The 13721-nt window shown below is 70.7% G+C and carries 15 protein-coding genes, 6 tRNA genes and 1 pseudogene; 9 read left to right on the plus strand and 13 right to left on the minus strand.

From position 1 onward, the window contains the following. Positions 1-23: 23 nt before the first annotated feature. The 3 genes and pseudogenes from AB0N14_RS11435 to AB0N14_RS11445 form a co-directional block, all read right to left on the minus strand. Positions 24-1278 (minus strand): annotated as a pseudogene (locus AB0N14_RS11435) (extracellular solute-binding protein). 430 nt (positions 1279-1708) lie between these two features. Beyond that, a tRNA-Val gene (locus tag AB0N14_RS11440) sits at positions 1709-1780 on the minus strand. Positions 1781-1834: 54 nt separating this feature from the next. Then, a complete protein-coding gene (locus tag AB0N14_RS11445) occupies positions 1835-2272 on the minus strand; it encodes a TIGR02611 family protein (protein WP_366025438.1) in 438 nt (145 codons plus the stop codon). A 190-nt stretch (positions 2273-2462) separates the two neighbouring features. Here AB0N14_RS11445 and AB0N14_RS11450 point away from each other — a divergent pair, with 190 nt between their 5' ends. Beyond that, positions 2463-2876 carry an SsgA family sporulation/cell division regulator gene (locus AB0N14_RS11450; RefSeq protein ID WP_003959770.1) on the plus strand — a complete coding sequence of 138 codons (414 nt, stop codon included), beginning with the start codon at positions 2463-2465 and terminating at the stop codon, positions 2874-2876. Positions 2877-3135: 259 nt separating this feature from the next. Continuing rightward, positions 3136-3693 carry a CGNR zinc finger domain-containing protein gene (locus AB0N14_RS11455; RefSeq protein WP_366025439.1) on the plus strand — a complete coding sequence of 186 codons (558 nt, stop codon included), beginning with the start codon at positions 3136-3138 and terminating at the stop codon, positions 3691-3693. 202 nt (positions 3694-3895) lie between these two features. On the opposite strand, the gene AB0N14_RS11460 is transcribed toward AB0N14_RS11455, so the two are convergent. Together AB0N14_RS11460 and AB0N14_RS11465 are read right to left on the minus strand one after the other, a co-directional pair. Then, on the minus strand, positions 3896-4048 hold the full coding sequence (locus AB0N14_RS11460) for a hypothetical protein (RefSeq protein ID WP_200421241.1): 153 nt from the start codon (positions 4046-4048) through the stop codon (positions 3896-3898). Positions 4049-4230: 182 nt separating this feature from the next. Continuing rightward, positions 4231-4674: a hypothetical protein gene (locus AB0N14_RS11465; RefSeq protein WP_366025440.1), complete on the minus strand. Its 444-nt coding sequence runs from the start codon at positions 4672-4674 to the stop codon at positions 4231-4233. A 297-nt stretch (positions 4675-4971) separates the two neighbouring features. On the opposite strand from AB0N14_RS11465, the gene AB0N14_RS11470 reads away from it, so the two are divergent. Next, on the plus strand, positions 4972-5496 hold the full coding sequence (locus AB0N14_RS11470) for a DsbA family protein (protein ID WP_366025441.1): 525 nt from the start codon (positions 4972-4974) through the stop codon (positions 5494-5496). Positions 5497-5508: 12 nt separating this feature from the next. Here AB0N14_RS11470 and AB0N14_RS11475 read toward each other — a convergent pair whose 3' ends face one another. From AB0N14_RS11475 to AB0N14_RS11485, 3 genes are all read right to left on the minus strand, one after another. Further along, the gene (locus AB0N14_RS11475; RefSeq protein ID WP_366025442.1) at positions 5509-6333 is read right to left on the minus strand and encodes a GNAT family N-acetyltransferase; all 825 of its coding nucleotides are present in this window, start codon (positions 6331-6333) and stop codon (positions 5509-5511) included. A 52-nt stretch (positions 6334-6385) separates the two neighbouring features. Next, positions 6386-7207 carry an aminodeoxychorismate lyase gene (locus AB0N14_RS11480; protein WP_366025443.1) on the minus strand — a complete coding sequence of 274 codons (822 nt, stop codon included), beginning with the start codon at positions 7205-7207 and terminating at the stop codon, positions 6386-6388. Positions 7208-7307: 100 nt separating this feature from the next. Then, positions 7308-8354, minus strand: coding sequence for a chorismate-binding protein (locus AB0N14_RS11485; protein ID WP_366025444.1), 1047 nt, complete (start codon positions 8352-8354; stop codon positions 7308-7310). Between the two features lie 179 nt (positions 8355-8533). Here AB0N14_RS11485 and AB0N14_RS11490 point away from each other — a divergent pair. The 5 genes from AB0N14_RS11490 (at position 8534) to AB0N14_RS11510 (ending at position 8989) form a co-directional block, all read left to right on the plus strand. Continuing rightward, positions 8534-8606, plus strand: a tRNA-Gly gene (locus tag AB0N14_RS11490). 39 nt (positions 8607-8645) lie between these two features. Continuing rightward, positions 8646-8719, plus strand: a tRNA-Cys gene (locus tag AB0N14_RS11495). 1 nt (position 8720) lies between these two features. After that, a tRNA-Val gene (locus AB0N14_RS11500) sits at positions 8721-8792 on the plus strand. 19 nt (positions 8793-8811) lie between these two features. Next, positions 8812-8883, plus strand: a tRNA-Val gene (locus AB0N14_RS11505). A gap of 34 nt (positions 8884-8917) precedes the next feature. Beyond that, positions 8918-8989, plus strand: a tRNA-Val gene (locus tag AB0N14_RS11510). Between the two features lie 53 nt (positions 8990-9042). Here AB0N14_RS11510 and AB0N14_RS11515 read toward each other — a convergent pair. From AB0N14_RS11515 to AB0N14_RS11530, 4 genes are all read right to left on the minus strand, one after another. Continuing rightward, a complete protein-coding gene (locus AB0N14_RS11515; RefSeq protein WP_366025445.1) occupies positions 9043-9321 on the minus strand; it encodes a zf-TFIIB domain-containing protein in 279 nt (92 codons plus the stop codon). An 86-nt stretch (positions 9322-9407) separates the two neighbouring features. Then, the gene (locus tag AB0N14_RS11520; protein ID WP_366025646.1) at positions 9408-10241 is read right to left on the minus strand and encodes an aminoglycoside phosphotransferase family protein; all 834 of its coding nucleotides are present in this window, start codon (positions 10239-10241) and stop codon (positions 9408-9410) included. Between the two features lie 368 nt (positions 10242-10609). Further along, positions 10610-10816: a hypothetical protein gene (locus tag AB0N14_RS11525; protein ID WP_366025446.1), complete on the minus strand. Its 207-nt coding sequence runs from the start codon at positions 10814-10816 to the stop codon at positions 10610-10612. A gap of 199 nt (positions 10817-11015) precedes the next feature. Next, a complete protein-coding gene (locus AB0N14_RS11530) occupies positions 11016-11291 on the minus strand; it encodes a hypothetical protein (RefSeq protein ID WP_366025447.1) in 276 nt (91 codons plus the stop codon). Positions 11292-11487: 196 nt separating this feature from the next. On the opposite strand from AB0N14_RS11530, the gene AB0N14_RS11535 reads away from it, so the two are divergent. Beyond that, positions 11488-12798 (plus strand): serine/threonine-protein kinase, encoded by a 1311-nt coding sequence (locus tag AB0N14_RS11535; protein WP_366025647.1) that lies wholly within the window; start codon positions 11488-11490, stop codon positions 12796-12798. 53 nt (positions 12799-12851) lie between these two features. Here the strand turns inward: AB0N14_RS11535 and AB0N14_RS11540 are convergent, their stop codons facing one another. After that, the gene (locus AB0N14_RS11540; RefSeq protein ID WP_366025448.1) at positions 12852-13670 is read right to left on the minus strand and encodes an RNA methyltransferase; all 819 of its coding nucleotides are present in this window, start codon (positions 13668-13670) and stop codon (positions 12852-12854) included. Between the last annotated feature and the right edge of the window lie 51 nt (positions 13671-13721).

A 13721-nucleotide genomic window follows, 5' to 3' on the forward strand; every position in this document is an offset into this window, starting at 1 on the left:
CCATCAGTTCCGGTCGGTTCCGGTCAGGCCTGGAACGCGGCCTGCGACTCGTCGAAGAACTGCTTCACCGCGTCGGCGACCCTGACCTTGCCCAGGCCCAGGTCGCCACCGATGCGCAGGAAGGCGGCCTCGATGGTGTCGGCGCCGGAGGGGGGCGGGGTGATCGTGCCGAGGACACCGGCCTTGGCGGTGTCGTCCTCGTACTGCGCGATCTCTTTGTTGACCTCGTCGGTCGGCTTGAAGGCCTCGTACTGTTCGGTGCCGGCGAGGATGCCGCGGTCGTAGCCCATGATCTTGCCGACCTCGGGGTCGTGGACCATGAAGTTGATGAACTGGGCGACTTCCTTCGGGTGCGCGGTGCGCGCGGAGGCGCTCAGCATCAGGGAGGCGAGGTACTGGCCGGTGTGCTTGCCGTCCGTGGTGGGGATCGGCGCGAGGCCGTAGGTGCTGTTCCCCTCGGCGGTGTAACGGACCGTGAAGTTGTCCCAGGTGAATTCGGACGCCCCGTGCCCGGCCGAGAGCGAGGACTTGGGCCGGTCCTGGGCGACAATCGTCGGGTCGGTGACGATCTCGGCCTTCACGCGGTTGTAGCCGTCCTGCCACCACTCCGTCAGGTCGGCCTTGTCGAAACCGAGTCCGTCCTTGGTGTAGAACGCCTTGCCGTTCTGCCGGAGGTAAAGGTCGTACAGGTACATGATGCTGAAGTAGCCCGTGTCCCCGGGGACCTTCGTCTTGTCGTGGATGGTCTTGAGGGCCTTGAAGTACTCGTCCCAGGTCCAGCCCGGCGCCGGCTCGATGCCGGCCTTCTGGAAGACCTTCTTGTCGACGACGAGCGCCATGGTGTTGGAGCCGACGGGAATGCCGAGCTGCTTGCCGTCCACCTCGCCGACCTTCGTGACACCGGCGCGGAAGTTGCTCAGGCTGATATTGCCCGCGTCGATCTGTGACTTGAGGTCGAGGAGGACGCCTCTCTTGTCGTACTTCCGAAGGAATGTGACGGCGTTCTGGAATACGTCCGGGGGATTTCCGCCCGACGCCTGCGTCTGGAACTTCTCCCAGAAAGACTGGTGGTCCTGGAAGTCTGTTCTGACCCTGATCTTCGGATACTTCTTCTCGAAGAGCTTGATGGATTCGTTGATCTTCTTGCCCGTTGGTCGGCACCCCACCACGAGTACGGATCGTCACGGTCCCATCCGCGGGGGTGCCGCCGTCACCACCGCAGCCTGTCGTCGCGGCCAGCCCGAGGGTGGCCACCGAGGCTCCCGCCACCTTCAGGATCGTGCGCGTTCAACATTTCCGGTACCCACAGCCAGGCCTCTCCCCGCAGCAGCGCCGTCGCTCATGAATCGTTTCAAGTAAGCGCTTGCTGGCACAAGGTACGGAGGCCCTCCGGCCTCGTCAATGATTCGGACAGGAATTGGTGAGAGTGGGGTCACGCGGTAACAGGCACCGCAGAGGGGCGAGTTCGGAGCGGGAACGACAAGCGCCAGGTCGCGAGGGGCGGCGCCACCGAGGTCGGCCGGTGCAGTGCCGAGAGCCGGACGCCGGATTCGGCCGGTGCGGCGGCAGGCCCGGACGTCCTGCTCCGCCGCGCAGTGACACACCGGGGACGGGCGCGAGGAAGCGCTGCTCAGCACAGATGCCCACATACGGGCATACGCCGAGGGCGGCGCCGCTCATCTCCTGAGCAGCGCCGCCCTCGATCTTGTGGGCGATACTGGGATCGAACCAGTGACCTCTTCGGTGTGAACGAAGCGCTCTCCCGCTGAGCTAATCGCCCGGGCGCAGGAAGAACATTACCGCATGTCAGCGGATGCCTCCGACCACGGGCCGGTCACTCCTCCCTGATGCTCCAGGGCGTCACGAAGCCGAACTTCCAGACGTACACGCCGACCAGCGCGGCCACGATCGCCACGCCGGCGGTCGTCAGCAGGAGGTTGCGGCGCCGCACCCTGGGGTCGAGTGCACGGTGCGTCGCCTCCGTGAGCTTCCGTTTCGTCCAGCGCAGCACCAGCTGGGCCCAGACGAACTCGGTCGCCCAGATCGCCACGCCGGCGAAGATCACCAGCCAGCCCGGGCCCGGCAGCGGAAGCAAGATCACGCCGCCCGCGACCACCGCGAGGCCGATCACGAAAACGCCCACCTGCCAGCTGAGGTGCAGCGCCCGTCGGGCCTTGATGAATTCCGGTGCCCTGGAACCGAGCCCCCGCTCGGTCTTCGGCTCCTCGGCGGCCACGGCGGCCTCACCCCGCTCGTCACTCCGCGTATTCATACAGTCAAACCTACCCGAGAGAAACCAGTCACCGGAATGGCCGCATCGCACGAACGATGTCTCCGCCGGATGAGCTACGTAAAGACAGGCAAAACACTCAGAGGGGTTTACAACGGCACCGTAGGTGGCATGTCGATTTCGCCGACGTGCGAATCCCCGAGCGCACACTGAGCGAAAGGCCCTGGCGCTTATGAACACCACGGTCAGCTGCGAGCTGCACCTGCGCCTCGTTGTGTCGAGCGAGTCCTCACTGCCTGTACCCGCGGGACTGCGGTATGACACGGCCGATCCCTACGCCGTGCACGCCACCTTCCACACCGGAGCCGAGGAGACCGTCGAGTGGGTGTTCGCCCGCGACCTCCTTGCGGAGGGCCTGCACCGGCCCACAGGGACCGGCGACGTCCGCGTCTGGCCGTCCCGCAGCCACGGTCAGGGCGTCGTCTGCATCGCCCTGAGCTCTCCGGAGGGCGAGGCCCTGCTCGAGGCCCCGGCGCGGGCACTGGAGTCGTTCCTGAAGCGGACCGATGCGGCCGTGCCGCCCGGCACGGAGCATCGCCATTTCGATCTCGACACGGAGCTCTCCCACATCCTGGCCGAGAGCTAGCGCAAGACAACCACGCCACCCGGCGCCGTCCACTCGGGGAGACGGCTCGGGCCAGGACAACCGCATACGGCACACCCGGGCGCCGTCACCGCCAGCCCTCGCGGTGGGGGCGCGCCGGCCTTCTACGGAGAGTGACGCTCTCTCCGCGCTGCGTGACGTGTCCGAAGCCGATCCTGCGGCGGTCCTCTCGGGGCGGGAAGCCGCTAGGCTCGGCCAGCATCGGCGGGCGTCCGCCCGACCCCAGGCCAGGGAGCGACACGTGCTGATCACCCATGACACCCGGTGCGCGCTCGACCTCGTGGTGGACCTCGTGAACACCACACCGGAGGGCGACGAGCCGGACGGGCTCCCGGATGTCGCCGCCCTCGACGACTTCGCGCACAGCCACGCGGTGAGCGACCTAGGCGTTCTGTCGGAGTTCGACCTCTCGGCGGTGCGCAAGATCCGCGGACGGTTCGCCGCGGTCTTCGCCGCGACGGACGCCCGGACCGCGGCGGGCCTCATCAACGAACTGGTCGCGGCGGCGGGCACCACGCCCCGGCTGACCGACCACGACGGCTACGACTGGCATGTGCACTACTTCGCCCCCGGTGCCTCCCTGGCCGACCACATCGCCGCGGACTGCGGGATGGCGCTGGCGTTCTTCGTGGTGGCCGGGGAGCAGGAGCGGCTGCGCCGCTGCGAGGCGCCCGACTGTCGGCGCGCCTTCGTGGACCTCTCCCGCAACCGCTCACGGCGCTACTGCGACAGCCGTACCTGCGGCAACCGCCTCCACGTGGCCGCCTACCGGGCACGCCGCAAGGAGGCGGCCGGCTGAGCGGGGCCCATTCCGCACCGCGAGTGCGGACGGGCGCGGCCGACCGCGAGGGGCTGGGGGAAGTCGAGAGGCCGAAGGCACTGAGGAGCCGGACGCGCGCAGACACTCACCGTGCGTGACCAGACATGCGGTCCGCTCTCGCCGCTCACCCGGTGGGCTGACGGAGCCCTCGGCGGGTGGCGCCAGGGGCTCCGCATACGGCTCACAGCAGCAGCAGATCGTGCAGCGATGCCATGAGCAGCAGACAGCCGATCACCGCAAGGAAGATCATCAGCGGTGGCTGGGAAAGCGCGAAGAGACAACCCCGACGATCCTCGGGAGGAGCGGCGGTGTCGCTCTGGGTTGTGTCCAGCATCTCGCGGTGATGATGGCGCAGCCCGCACCCGCCGTGCGATCAACACGCACGGGATGACGATGTGATCGCCGATTCCGCGAGGTGCGGAGCGAAGATGATCTAGGCGTGCCCACCCTTGATCGCCAGGGAGCCGCGACCCGACCGCTCGGCCGTTTCCCATTCGGCCCGCGCCGGCCGAGGCGTCATATGCCGTGCTTCTTCAGGATGGCCTCGATGTCGCTGAAGTCGTCCGCGGAGTCGGCCGCCCGGGGCCCCGCCGTGGGACGAACCGAGGGAGGGCCCCCGGCGCCGAGCGCCGGCGCGGAGGACGAGGGAGCCGTCGCCTCCCGCCGCGCGGCACGCGCCGCCCTGCGCTCCTTGCGGGTGCCGCCGCGCCTGCGTTCCACGGCCCGGGTGGTCGTGAACAGCAGCCAGGCAACCCCGAGCACGCCGAAGCCCGCCCAGGCCGTGGGGCTGAACGCGGTGTCGGCCAGCCAGCCCACCACTCCTGTCATCACCAGGCCGATGGGCACCAGCGCGTACGCGGCGATACGGGCCGCCGCCAGAAAACGCTTGCGGAAGGCCGTGACCGCGGCGATGCCGAGGCCGGCCGCGGAGACGGCGGAACAGACTGTCTCGGCAATCATCCGGTCCTCCAAGCGGAGATCGGTCGGGCGAGGGATCGATTGGGTGTGGGGCTCGGTCGGACGAGGGGATCGGTCGGGTGGGGGCGGTTCGTCCTTTTCCATCCTGCACCGCCCCACGCCCCTCGGGCCACGGTCCGAACACACCTCAGGGACATCTCCGGGACATCTCGGGGTCCGCTCCCGCCCAGGGCGCGGCCCCGCCTCCACCCCTGACCTCACCGGCGCTCTCCACGCCTCCACCTCCGGGGTGCGGAGATCCCGTTTGGGGGCCGTCGCGGGTGCTGGGACACTGTGACCATGAGTGACTCCTCCCCGGCCCGCGCAGCCGTCCCCGTCCTGGACGTCTGGTGCGAACTCCAGTGCGCTGACTGCCGTACCGCCCTCGATGATCTGCGCGCGCTGCGCGACCGCTACGGCGACCGGCTGGAGCTGCGGCTGCGGCACTTCCCGCTGGAGAAGCACCGGCACGCCTTCGCCGCGGCGCAGGCCGCCGAGGAGGCGCTGGCGCAGGGGCAGGGCTGGCCGTACATGGAGGCCGTGCTCGGCCGGGTCGAGGAGCTGGACCGCGAGGGAGAGGCGTTCCTCATCGAGGTGGCCCGCGAACTCGGGCTGGACGCCGAGGAGTTCGACACGGCTCTGATCGACGGCCGGCACATCCTGATCGTCGACGCCGACCAGGCCGAGGGCAAGGCGATCGGGGTGACCGGCACTCCGACCTATGTGATCGGCGGTGAGCGCCTCGACGGCGGCAAGAGCCAGGAGGGACTGCGCGAGCGCATCGAGGAGATCGCGGACCGGCTGCTGGCCGGGCAGGAGGCCTGATCCCGCCCGGTCCTACAACAGGTGTTTGTACAAGGCGTACTCCGTCGTCCGGTAGCCGAGTGACTCGTAGAGGCGCTCGGCCGGGGTGTTGCCCGCGAACACGTTCAGTCCGAGGACCCGCCGACCGGCGGTGAGCGCCTGGGCCTCCGCCAGGAGCATGAGGGTGCGACCGTGCCCCCTCCCGCGGTGGGCCGCGTCGGCCTCCACGTAGAAGACGAACGCCTTGTCCTCGCGCACCGCCAGCCACAGCGTGCCCACGCGCGTGCCCTCGTGCTCCAGCACGCTGAACATCATGCCCTCGGTGCGCATGCCCCGCGGCAGGAGCTGCTCGTGGTCGCGTCGCGCCTTGGCGTGCGCCACGGCCTCGGGCACGCCCCGCTCGATCCACGTGCGCGCGTAGTGCTCCCGTTGATACTCCTGCCAGGCCGTGAACTCCCCCTCGGTCATGGGGCGTGCGCGGCTGCCCTCGGGCAGCGGGGGCGGGGTGTCACCGAGCCGCTTCTCCATCCCGCGGTTGCGCAGGACATAACCGAGCGTCTCGGTGAGCCGCAGTGCGACCCGCGCATCGGCGGGGACCCGGGCCTCGATCTGCCGGCAGCCCCAGCCCCGCACCACCTCCTCCGCGGCGAGCGCGGCCACGGTGCCCCGGCCGCGCCGGCGGTCGGACTCCTCGATGCGCAGGTCGATGATGCGGGCCACCGGCTCGCCCAGGGACGGCGAGGTGCCGAGGTGTATCAACCCGACGGGACGGCTGTTCACGCACACCTGGTAGCGACGTGAACGCGTCCCGTCGGTGTGATGCTGAAGCGGCTCGGTCGGCCGCAGGGTCGTGGTCATCACGGGTGTTCTACCCGCGGCGGCGACCCGCGTCAGCCGGTTTTCCCGGGGCTCACGGATCCAGGTCGTTCCCGGACCGCTCGTCGAAGATCCGCATGGCCTTCGCGGTCACCGGACCCGGCGCCCCCGCGAGTTCCCGGCCGTCGACCCGGTGCACGGCCTGCACGTCCCGCAGCGTGGAGGTGAGGAAGATCTCGTCCGCGTGCTCGAGGACGTCCAGCGGCAGATCGGTCTCCTTGGCGCCGGTCCACTCCACCGTGAGGGCCCGCGTGATGCCCGCGAGACAGCCGGAGGCGACCGGCGGGGTGTGGATCTCGCCGTCGAGGACGACGAAGACGTTCGACCCCGTGCCCTCGCAGAGCCGGCCGGCCGTGTTGCCGAACAGGGCCTCGGTCGCGCCCTGCCCGGTCGCCCGGGCGAGCGCGACGACGTTCTCGGCGTACGAGGTGGTCTTCAGGCCGGTCAGCGCGCCGTGCTCGTTACGGGTCCACGGCACGGTGATGACGGCCGTGGAGTCCGGGCGCCGGGTGGTCGCGCCGAGGGCCACGACGAGGGTGGGTCCCTGGTCGCCGCGGTCGGAGCCGAGCGGGCCGTGGCCGCCGGTGTACGTGATGCGCAGGCGCCCGAGCGGCATCGGGTTGGCATGGAGGACGGCGGCGCAGGCCCGGCGGACCTCGTCCAGATCCGGGTCCGGAAGGCCGAGTCCGCGGGCGGAGCGGGTGAGCCGGTCGAGGTGGCGGGTGAGTGCGAACGCCCGGCCCTCGACGGCCTTGACGGTCTCGAAGACGCCGTCGCCGACGGTCAGTCCGTGGTCGAAGACGGAGACGCGGGCGGACTCGATGTCCTGCAGCCCGCCGTCGAGCCAGAGCTTCACTGGTCTTTACCTCGCAAGATCGTGGCGAAAGCGTCGTGCGACGTGTCGTCCGGCCCGTGGCCGAGCCGCGGAGCCCTGGACGTGTGCCGCGTATGAAGGGTCATTCCGGCCCCAGGTCCTGGTACTCCCCCGACGCTACCGCGAGCAGCCGGGCGGCCTTCAGTTCGGTCTCGCGCCACTCGCCCTCCGGGTCGGAGTCCCAGGTGATGCCGGCGCCGGCGCCGAACCGCAGGACGGCCGCGCCCTCGGCGCTCCGGTCGATCCAGAAGGTGCGGATGCCGACGGCCAGCTCGCCCACGCCCCGGTCGGCGTCGACCCAGCCGATGCCGCCGCAGTAGGGGCCGCGGGGCCCGGTCTCCAGAGCGTCGATGATCCGCAGCGCGCTCGACTTGGGGGCACCGGTGATCGAGCCGGCCGGGAAGGCGGCGGCGAGCAGCTCCGGCCAGCCGGCGTCCGGGCGCAGCTCCCCGCGGACCGTGGAGACGAGGTGGACGAGGCCGGGGTGCTTCTCGACGGCGCACAGGTCGGGGACGGTGACGCTGCCGGTGACGCAGACGCGGCCGAGGTCGTTGCGCACCAGGTCCACGATCATCACGTTCTCCGCGTAGTCCTTCTCCAGCAGCTCCGCCTCGGTGCGGGCGGTGCCCTTGATCGGGCCGGACTCGACGGTGCGGCCGGCGCGGCGCAGGAACAGCTCGGGGGACGCGGTGGCTATCTCCACGCCGTGCTCGGGCAGGCGGATCGTTCCTGCGTACGGGGCGGGGTTGCCGCGGGCCAGCACGGCGGCCAGGGCGTCCACGTCGGCGCCGGGCGCGACCGGCGCGGACAGCACACGGCAGAGGTTCACCTGGTAGACCCTCCCGGTGGCGATGTGCTCGCGGATCCGGCGCACGCCCGCCGTGTACGCCACGCGGTCGAGGGAGGACACCCAGTCACCGACCTCGGGCCCCCGCCATCCGCCGGGCACGGGCGCGGGCACCGGCTCTTCCCGTACGTCCGCGAAGCGGGCACAGGTCAGACGCCCCTCGTAGTCCGCGCAGACCGCCCAGAAACCGGTGGAGTCGAGGGCGGCCGGATCACTGGTGACATCGAGGAGACCGGTGGCTACGCGGTCGCCGAAACGGGCGAGAGGAGGCAGGTCGGGCACGCTGTCGAGTCTAGGGCGGGTGTCACGAGGGTGGCCCGCGAGTGTCCTGCCGGTGGTCCGGCCGTGTCCTTGACCAGGCGCAAGGCAGCACGCTGCGCAAACGCGTTTTTGTACTGGCCCGGGAATCCGCTAGAGTTCAACACGTCGCCGGGACGCGGAAGCGGACCGACAAACGACAAGCGGACGTAGCTCAGTTGGTAGAGCGCAACCTTGCCAAGGTTGAGGTCGCGAGTTCGAGCCTCGTCGTCCGCTCGAAGGAACCAGGGGATCTTCCCGAGCCCCTGCACTCCTGGTGGAGTGGCCGAGAGGCGAGGCAACGGCCTGCAAAGCCGTCTACACGGGTTCAAATCCCGTCTCCACCTCCAAGGACGATTAGCTCAGCGGGAGAGCGCTTCCCTGACACGGAAGAGGTCACTGGTTCAATCCCAGTATCGTCCACTGGATCTTCGGATCCCCCGCGCGATTAGCTCAGCGGGAGAGCGCTTCCCTGACACGGAAGAGGTCACTGGTTCAATCCCAGTATCGCGCACGCACTGCCCGTGATCTTCGGATCACGGTCCCGAGGACGATTAGCTCAGCGGGAGAGCGCTTCCCTGACACGGAAGAGGTCACTGGTTCAATCCCAGTATCGTCCACACCTCGAAGCCCCCGGCCCGCACGGCCGGGGGCTTCTTCGTGGGCTCAGCTCTCAGCTGGAGAACAGCATGTGACCGAAGCTCTTGTGGCGGTGGTGGCCGTAGTGACCGTGGCCCTCGTGGTGGCCGCCGTGCGGGGCGCCCCAGGCGGGAGCGGACGGGTACGCGGGCGGGGGCGGCGGGGCGGGCTGTGCCCACTGGGCCTCGAGACGGGTGAGCGCCTCCAGCTCGCCGTAGTCGAGGAAGATGCCGCGACAGCCGCTGCACTGCTCGATCTGGACGCCGTTGCGGTTGTACGTGTGCATCGGCGCATGACACTTCGGACACTGCATGCTCGGCTCAACTCCTCGCCGGTCGGTGGGGCTTCGCCAGATAGGGACTCGGTACGGGCTGGAACGGTTGCAACCCGGGGCGCAGATCACCGCCCCAACTGCGGAGGGATCGGGGTCATTCGGGCGCAGGCGTCGACCACGGCCTGTTCCACCTCGTCCAAGGCGCGGCCTGCGGCGGCGGACTTGGCGACGGCCCGGGCGGCCGTCTGCACGGTGAGGGCGCGGGCGGGAACGTCCAGGGCCGGCCAGGGGTCGCCGGTGGAGGGGACCGCGGGACCGCCCGCCCGGCGGTACGCGTCGAGGAACCGGGCCCACTCGTCCGGCGGGAGCAGACCGCAGGCGTACCAGGCGGCCGGGCGGGCCAGGTCCCAGGCCGGTTCGCCGAGGCCCAGGTCGTCGACGTCGATGAGGAGCCAGCAGCCCGTCTCCGCGGGGTGGCGTACGAGCTGGCCGAGGTGGAGGTCGCCGTGACAGAGAGAGGGCACGGAGGGCATGGGCGCCTCGGCTCGGGCCCACCCCGGCAGGCCGGCCCAGGCGCGGAGGACGCTTGCGGCGGCCGGGTGGGGACCGGCGGCGTGGAGACGCTGGATGGCGCGGGCGGCCTTGGCGGGGCCGCGCATCACTGGGAGGCCGGTGGGGGCGGGGGCCTGGTGCAGCTGGGCGAGAAGGGTGGCGGCGGCCTCCCACGGGGCGGCGTCCGGAGTGCCGGGATCCACGGGGGTGCCGTACGGCCAGAAGGTCACCGGGCGCCCGTGGAGGTCGGCAGGCATGGGGCGGAGGGGCGCCAGGAAGATCTCGGGGAGGTCGGCGGCGATCCCGAGACGGAGGGAGAGCTCCCCGAGGTCCGTACCCGGGGCATGCGCCTTGGCGACCATGCCACCGTGCCGCACGACCGTGCCGTCCTCCCGCTCGGCCAGCACGGCGTCCGGATGCCCACAGCCTCCTCCTCGAGGATGAGGCGCACACCGGGCCGTGGCTGTGAGGGCGGACAGTACGTCGGCGGTCACGGGTCTCCCTGGGTAGTGCAGGCTCGCCCCAGAGCGTACGCACAAGGCAGGAGCTGTGGTCTCTCACCCAAGACCACAGCAACCATCAATTGAGTAACCACGACGGTGATCAACCAGGTCCGCGAGAGCGGCGCCGGTTCAGGCGCAAAGCAGCGCAAAATAACGCCCGCGCAGCTCCCCAGCTGCGCGGGCGTTGGTGCCGTCCGCCGGACCCCCGTCCCCACGGGGTTGCATGGGTGGATGTCCCCGCCCGGACCGCTCTTCCGGGCCTGGGGCGCCGCTCAGCGCCCCAGCATCACGCCCACGGACGACGCTTGTGTGACCACTGCATCCCAGCCGCCGAAGGCGTACACGAGCAGGGCCGCCAGGGGGAGGACCATCGCGGTCGCCACCAGGGGGTGGCGGCGGCCCTGGCGGCGGGAGCCGAACGCGGCGTACGCCCTGCGTCCCTGCGTGCGGATCAGTGTCCGCGGTGCCGTGTGGGCCATGGTCCCTCTCCTGACCGTGGTGCTGTTGTCGTTGGCAGCGGCGGGTGTCTGACCTCGGGGGACGAGTGCTGCACCCGCCGCTTGACCTCAAATCTAGGCTTCGGGCGATCCCCGATCGTCATGCCCTCGTATCGATTCCCTGGCCTCCCCGAGGAGGAGCGATGACCTGCGGCGTACTCCCCTGGGTGGAGACGAGGTCCTAGGTCTCCGGGTCTTCCCGGAGGGGACGCCCGGTGTACCCGTTCTGCTCCGACCCGTCTTCCCGTGGGACCGGCTGCTCCACCAGCGCCAGCACCCGGTTCGCCATGAAGCGGGCGGTCCGTACGACCGTCCCGGAACGCGTGACTTCGCTCACTTCCACCACGCCCCTGCGCACCGCCGTCTCCACCCGGCGGCCCGCCCTGCTCGCCACCACCTCGTACGTACGCGTCGTGTCCCCCGCGTCCACCACTATCTCCACACGATCACCCTTCACGGGTTCAATCCCCCTTCCCCAGCGGGTGTTTGAGATCATGGACAGCGCGCCACGGACCTGCTCGCCCCTGTCCTGACCACCCCTCAAGTCTCCCACGGGGCACTGACAATCGATCGGGGCGAGAGGGCGCGGCCTCTGCGCGCACCCGGCCGTGGAAACGTAAGCTGTGGCTCGTCAAACGGACCGGGCAGCGGGGATGGACATGGCGATGATGCGCCTGAGGCGTGAGGACCCGCGTGTCGTCGGCTCGTTCAGGCTTCACCGGCGGCTCGGCGCGGGCGGGATGGGCGTCGTCTACCTGGGCTCCGACAAGCGGGGCCAGAGGGTCGCGCTGAAGGTGATCCGGCCGGATCTCGCGGAGGATCAGGAGTTCCGGTCGCGGTTCGCACGTGAGGTCTCGGCGGCACGGCGGATCCGTGGCGGGTGTACGGCGCGACTGGTGGCCGCCGATCTGGAAGCGGATCGCCCGTGGTTCGCCACGCAGTACGTGCCCGGGCCGTCGCTGCACGACAAGGTCGCCGAGGAGGGCCCCCTCACGGCCGCCGAGGTTGCCGCCGTCGGGGCCGCCCTGTCCGAGGGGCTTGTGGCGGTGCACGAGGCCGGCGTCGTGCACCGGGATCTGAAGCCGTCCAACATCCTACTGTCCCCGAAGGGCCCCCGGATCATCGACTTCGGCATCGCCTGGGCGACCGGTGCCTCGACGCTCACCCACGTCGGCACGGCCGTGGGGTCGCCCGGCTTCCTCGCCCCCGAGCAGGTGCGGGGGGCCGCCGTCACGCCGGCCACGGACGTGTTCGCGCTGGGCGCCACGTTGGCGTATGCGGCGACCGGAGACTCGCCCTTCGGACACGGCAGTTCCGAGGTGATGCTCTACCGCGTGGTGCATGAGGAGCCGAAGCTGCACGGCGTGCCGGACGCCCTGGCCCCGCTCGTCCGCGCCTGCCTCGCCAAGGACCCCGACGAACGGCCGAGCACCCTCCAACTCTCGCTCCGACTCAAGGAGATCGCGGCCCGGGAGACCCAGGGCCTCACGGACGTGCGGCCGTCCGACCGGCGCGGCGACCCGGACCGGCCGTCGGGGAGGCTCGCGCAGCAGTACGCGGAGCAGCGCACCGTGCGCCGCCCGCAGGGGCCGGGCACTCCCCCGCCCCGCAGCAGCGGCTCCCGGCCGGGGTCGCGTCCGACGCCCGCGCAGCGCGGCACCTCGACCCGCTCCGGCGGCCGTCCCGCACCGCGCAGTGGCGCGGGACGGCCGGCGCCCCGTACCACCGGGACGGGGCGGCGCCCGGCCAACCCGCGGCTGCTGCGCCAGCGGATCTTCGTGTTCGTGGTGGTGACGCTGCTGGTGGCGCTGGGTATCGCGGCGGCCCAGGGGTGCCAGGGGCCGGCGCGCGGCATGGACGACGGACACGTACGCAAGGACGTACGACCGGAGCAGTCGTACACGCCCCTGACCGGCGACCTGATGGCCGAGCAGTACCACAGCGAGCTCGACCGGGACGGCTGACCGGGCACAGGGGACGACCGGCGGCCGACCGGGCTGACCCGAAAGGCGGGACCCTAGGACTGGGGGCGGCCGGTGGCGAGCGCGTAGAAGGCGACCGCGGCCGCCGCGCCCACGTTGAGGGAGTCGACGCCGTGAGCCATGGGGATGCGGACCCATTCGTCCGCGGCGACCAGCGCCCGGGTGGACAGTCCGTCGCCCTCCGCGCCGAGCATCAGCGCGACCCGGTCCAGCTTGTGGGGAGCCGTCTCGTCGAGGGTCTTGCCCTTCTCGTCGGGGGTGAGCGCGAGGAGCGTGAAGCCGGCCTCGCGGACCGACTCCAGGCCCCTCGGCCAGGTGTCGAGGCGTGCGTACGGCACCGAGAAGACCGCGCCCATGGACACCTTCACGCTGCGCCGGTACAGCGGGTCGGCGCAGTCGGGTGACAGCAGGACCGCGTCCATGCCGAGGGCGGCGGCGGAGCGGAAGATCGCGCCGATGTTGGTGTGGTCGTTCACGGATTCCATGATCACGACCCGGCGGGCGGAGGCGAGGAGTTCGTCCGCCGTCGGCAGCGGCTTGCGCTGCATGGAGGCGAGCGCGCCGCGGTGCACGTGGTAGCCGGTGACCTGTTCGGCCAGTTCCGGGCTGACCGCGTACACCGGGGCCGGGAGCTCGTCGACGACGTCCCGCATGACGTCGACCCACTTCGAGGACAGCAGCATGGAACGCATCTCGTAGCCGGCCGCCTTGGCCCGTCTGATGACCTTCTCGCCCTCGGCGATGAACAGTCCCTCGGCGGGTTCGCGCTTGCGGCGCAGCTCCACGTCGGTCAGACCCGTGTAGTCGGTGAGGCGCGGGTCGTCGGGGTCCTCAACGGTGATGAGATCGGCCACAGAGTGATACTGCCTTGTCCAAGGAGCGGTGCCAACGGCTGGAACGGGACG

Origin of the sequence: Streptomyces sp. NPDC051104 (assembly GCF_040682835.1) — a bacterium.
Lineage (GTDB): Bacteria > Actinomycetota > Actinomycetes > Streptomycetales > Streptomycetaceae > Streptomyces > Streptomyces cynarae.

What these genes read in the sequence shown, in the direction of transcription:
- AB0N14_RS11445 (WP_366025438.1), bottom strand. Translation starts at nt 2,272, where the DNA reads ATGAATACGCGGAGTGACGAGCGGGGTGAGGCCGCCGTGGCCGCCGAG.
- AB0N14_RS11450 (WP_003959770.1), top strand. Translation starts at nt 2,463, where the DNA reads ATGAACACCACGGTCAGCTGCGAGCTGCACCTGCGCCTCGTTGTGTCG.
- AB0N14_RS11460 (WP_200421241.1), bottom strand. Translation starts at nt 4,048, where the DNA reads ATGCTGGACACAACCCAGAGCGACACCGCCGCTCCTCCCGAGGATCGT.
- AB0N14_RS11465 (WP_366025440.1), bottom strand. Translation starts at nt 4,674, where the DNA reads ATGATTGCCGAGACAGTCTGTTCCGCCGTCTCCGCGGCCGGCCTCGGC.
- AB0N14_RS11470 (WP_366025441.1), top strand. Translation starts at nt 4,972, where the DNA reads ATGAGTGACTCCTCCCCGGCCCGCGCAGCCGTCCCCGTCCTGGACGTC.
- AB0N14_RS11475 (WP_366025442.1), bottom strand. Translation starts at nt 6,333, where the DNA reads ATGACCACGACCCTGCGGCCGACCGAGCCGCTTCAGCATCACACCGAC.
- AB0N14_RS11515 (WP_366025445.1), bottom strand. Translation starts at nt 9,321, where the DNA reads ATGCAGTGTCCGAAGTGTCATGCGCCGATGCACACGTACAACCGCAAC.
- AB0N14_RS11525 (WP_366025446.1), bottom strand. Translation starts at nt 10,816, where the DNA reads ATGGCCCACACGGCACCGCGGACACTGATCCGCACGCAGGGACGCAGG.
- AB0N14_RS11535 (WP_366025647.1), top strand. Translation starts at nt 11,488, where the DNA reads ATGGACATGGCGATGATGCGCCTGAGGCGTGAGGACCCGCGTGTCGTC.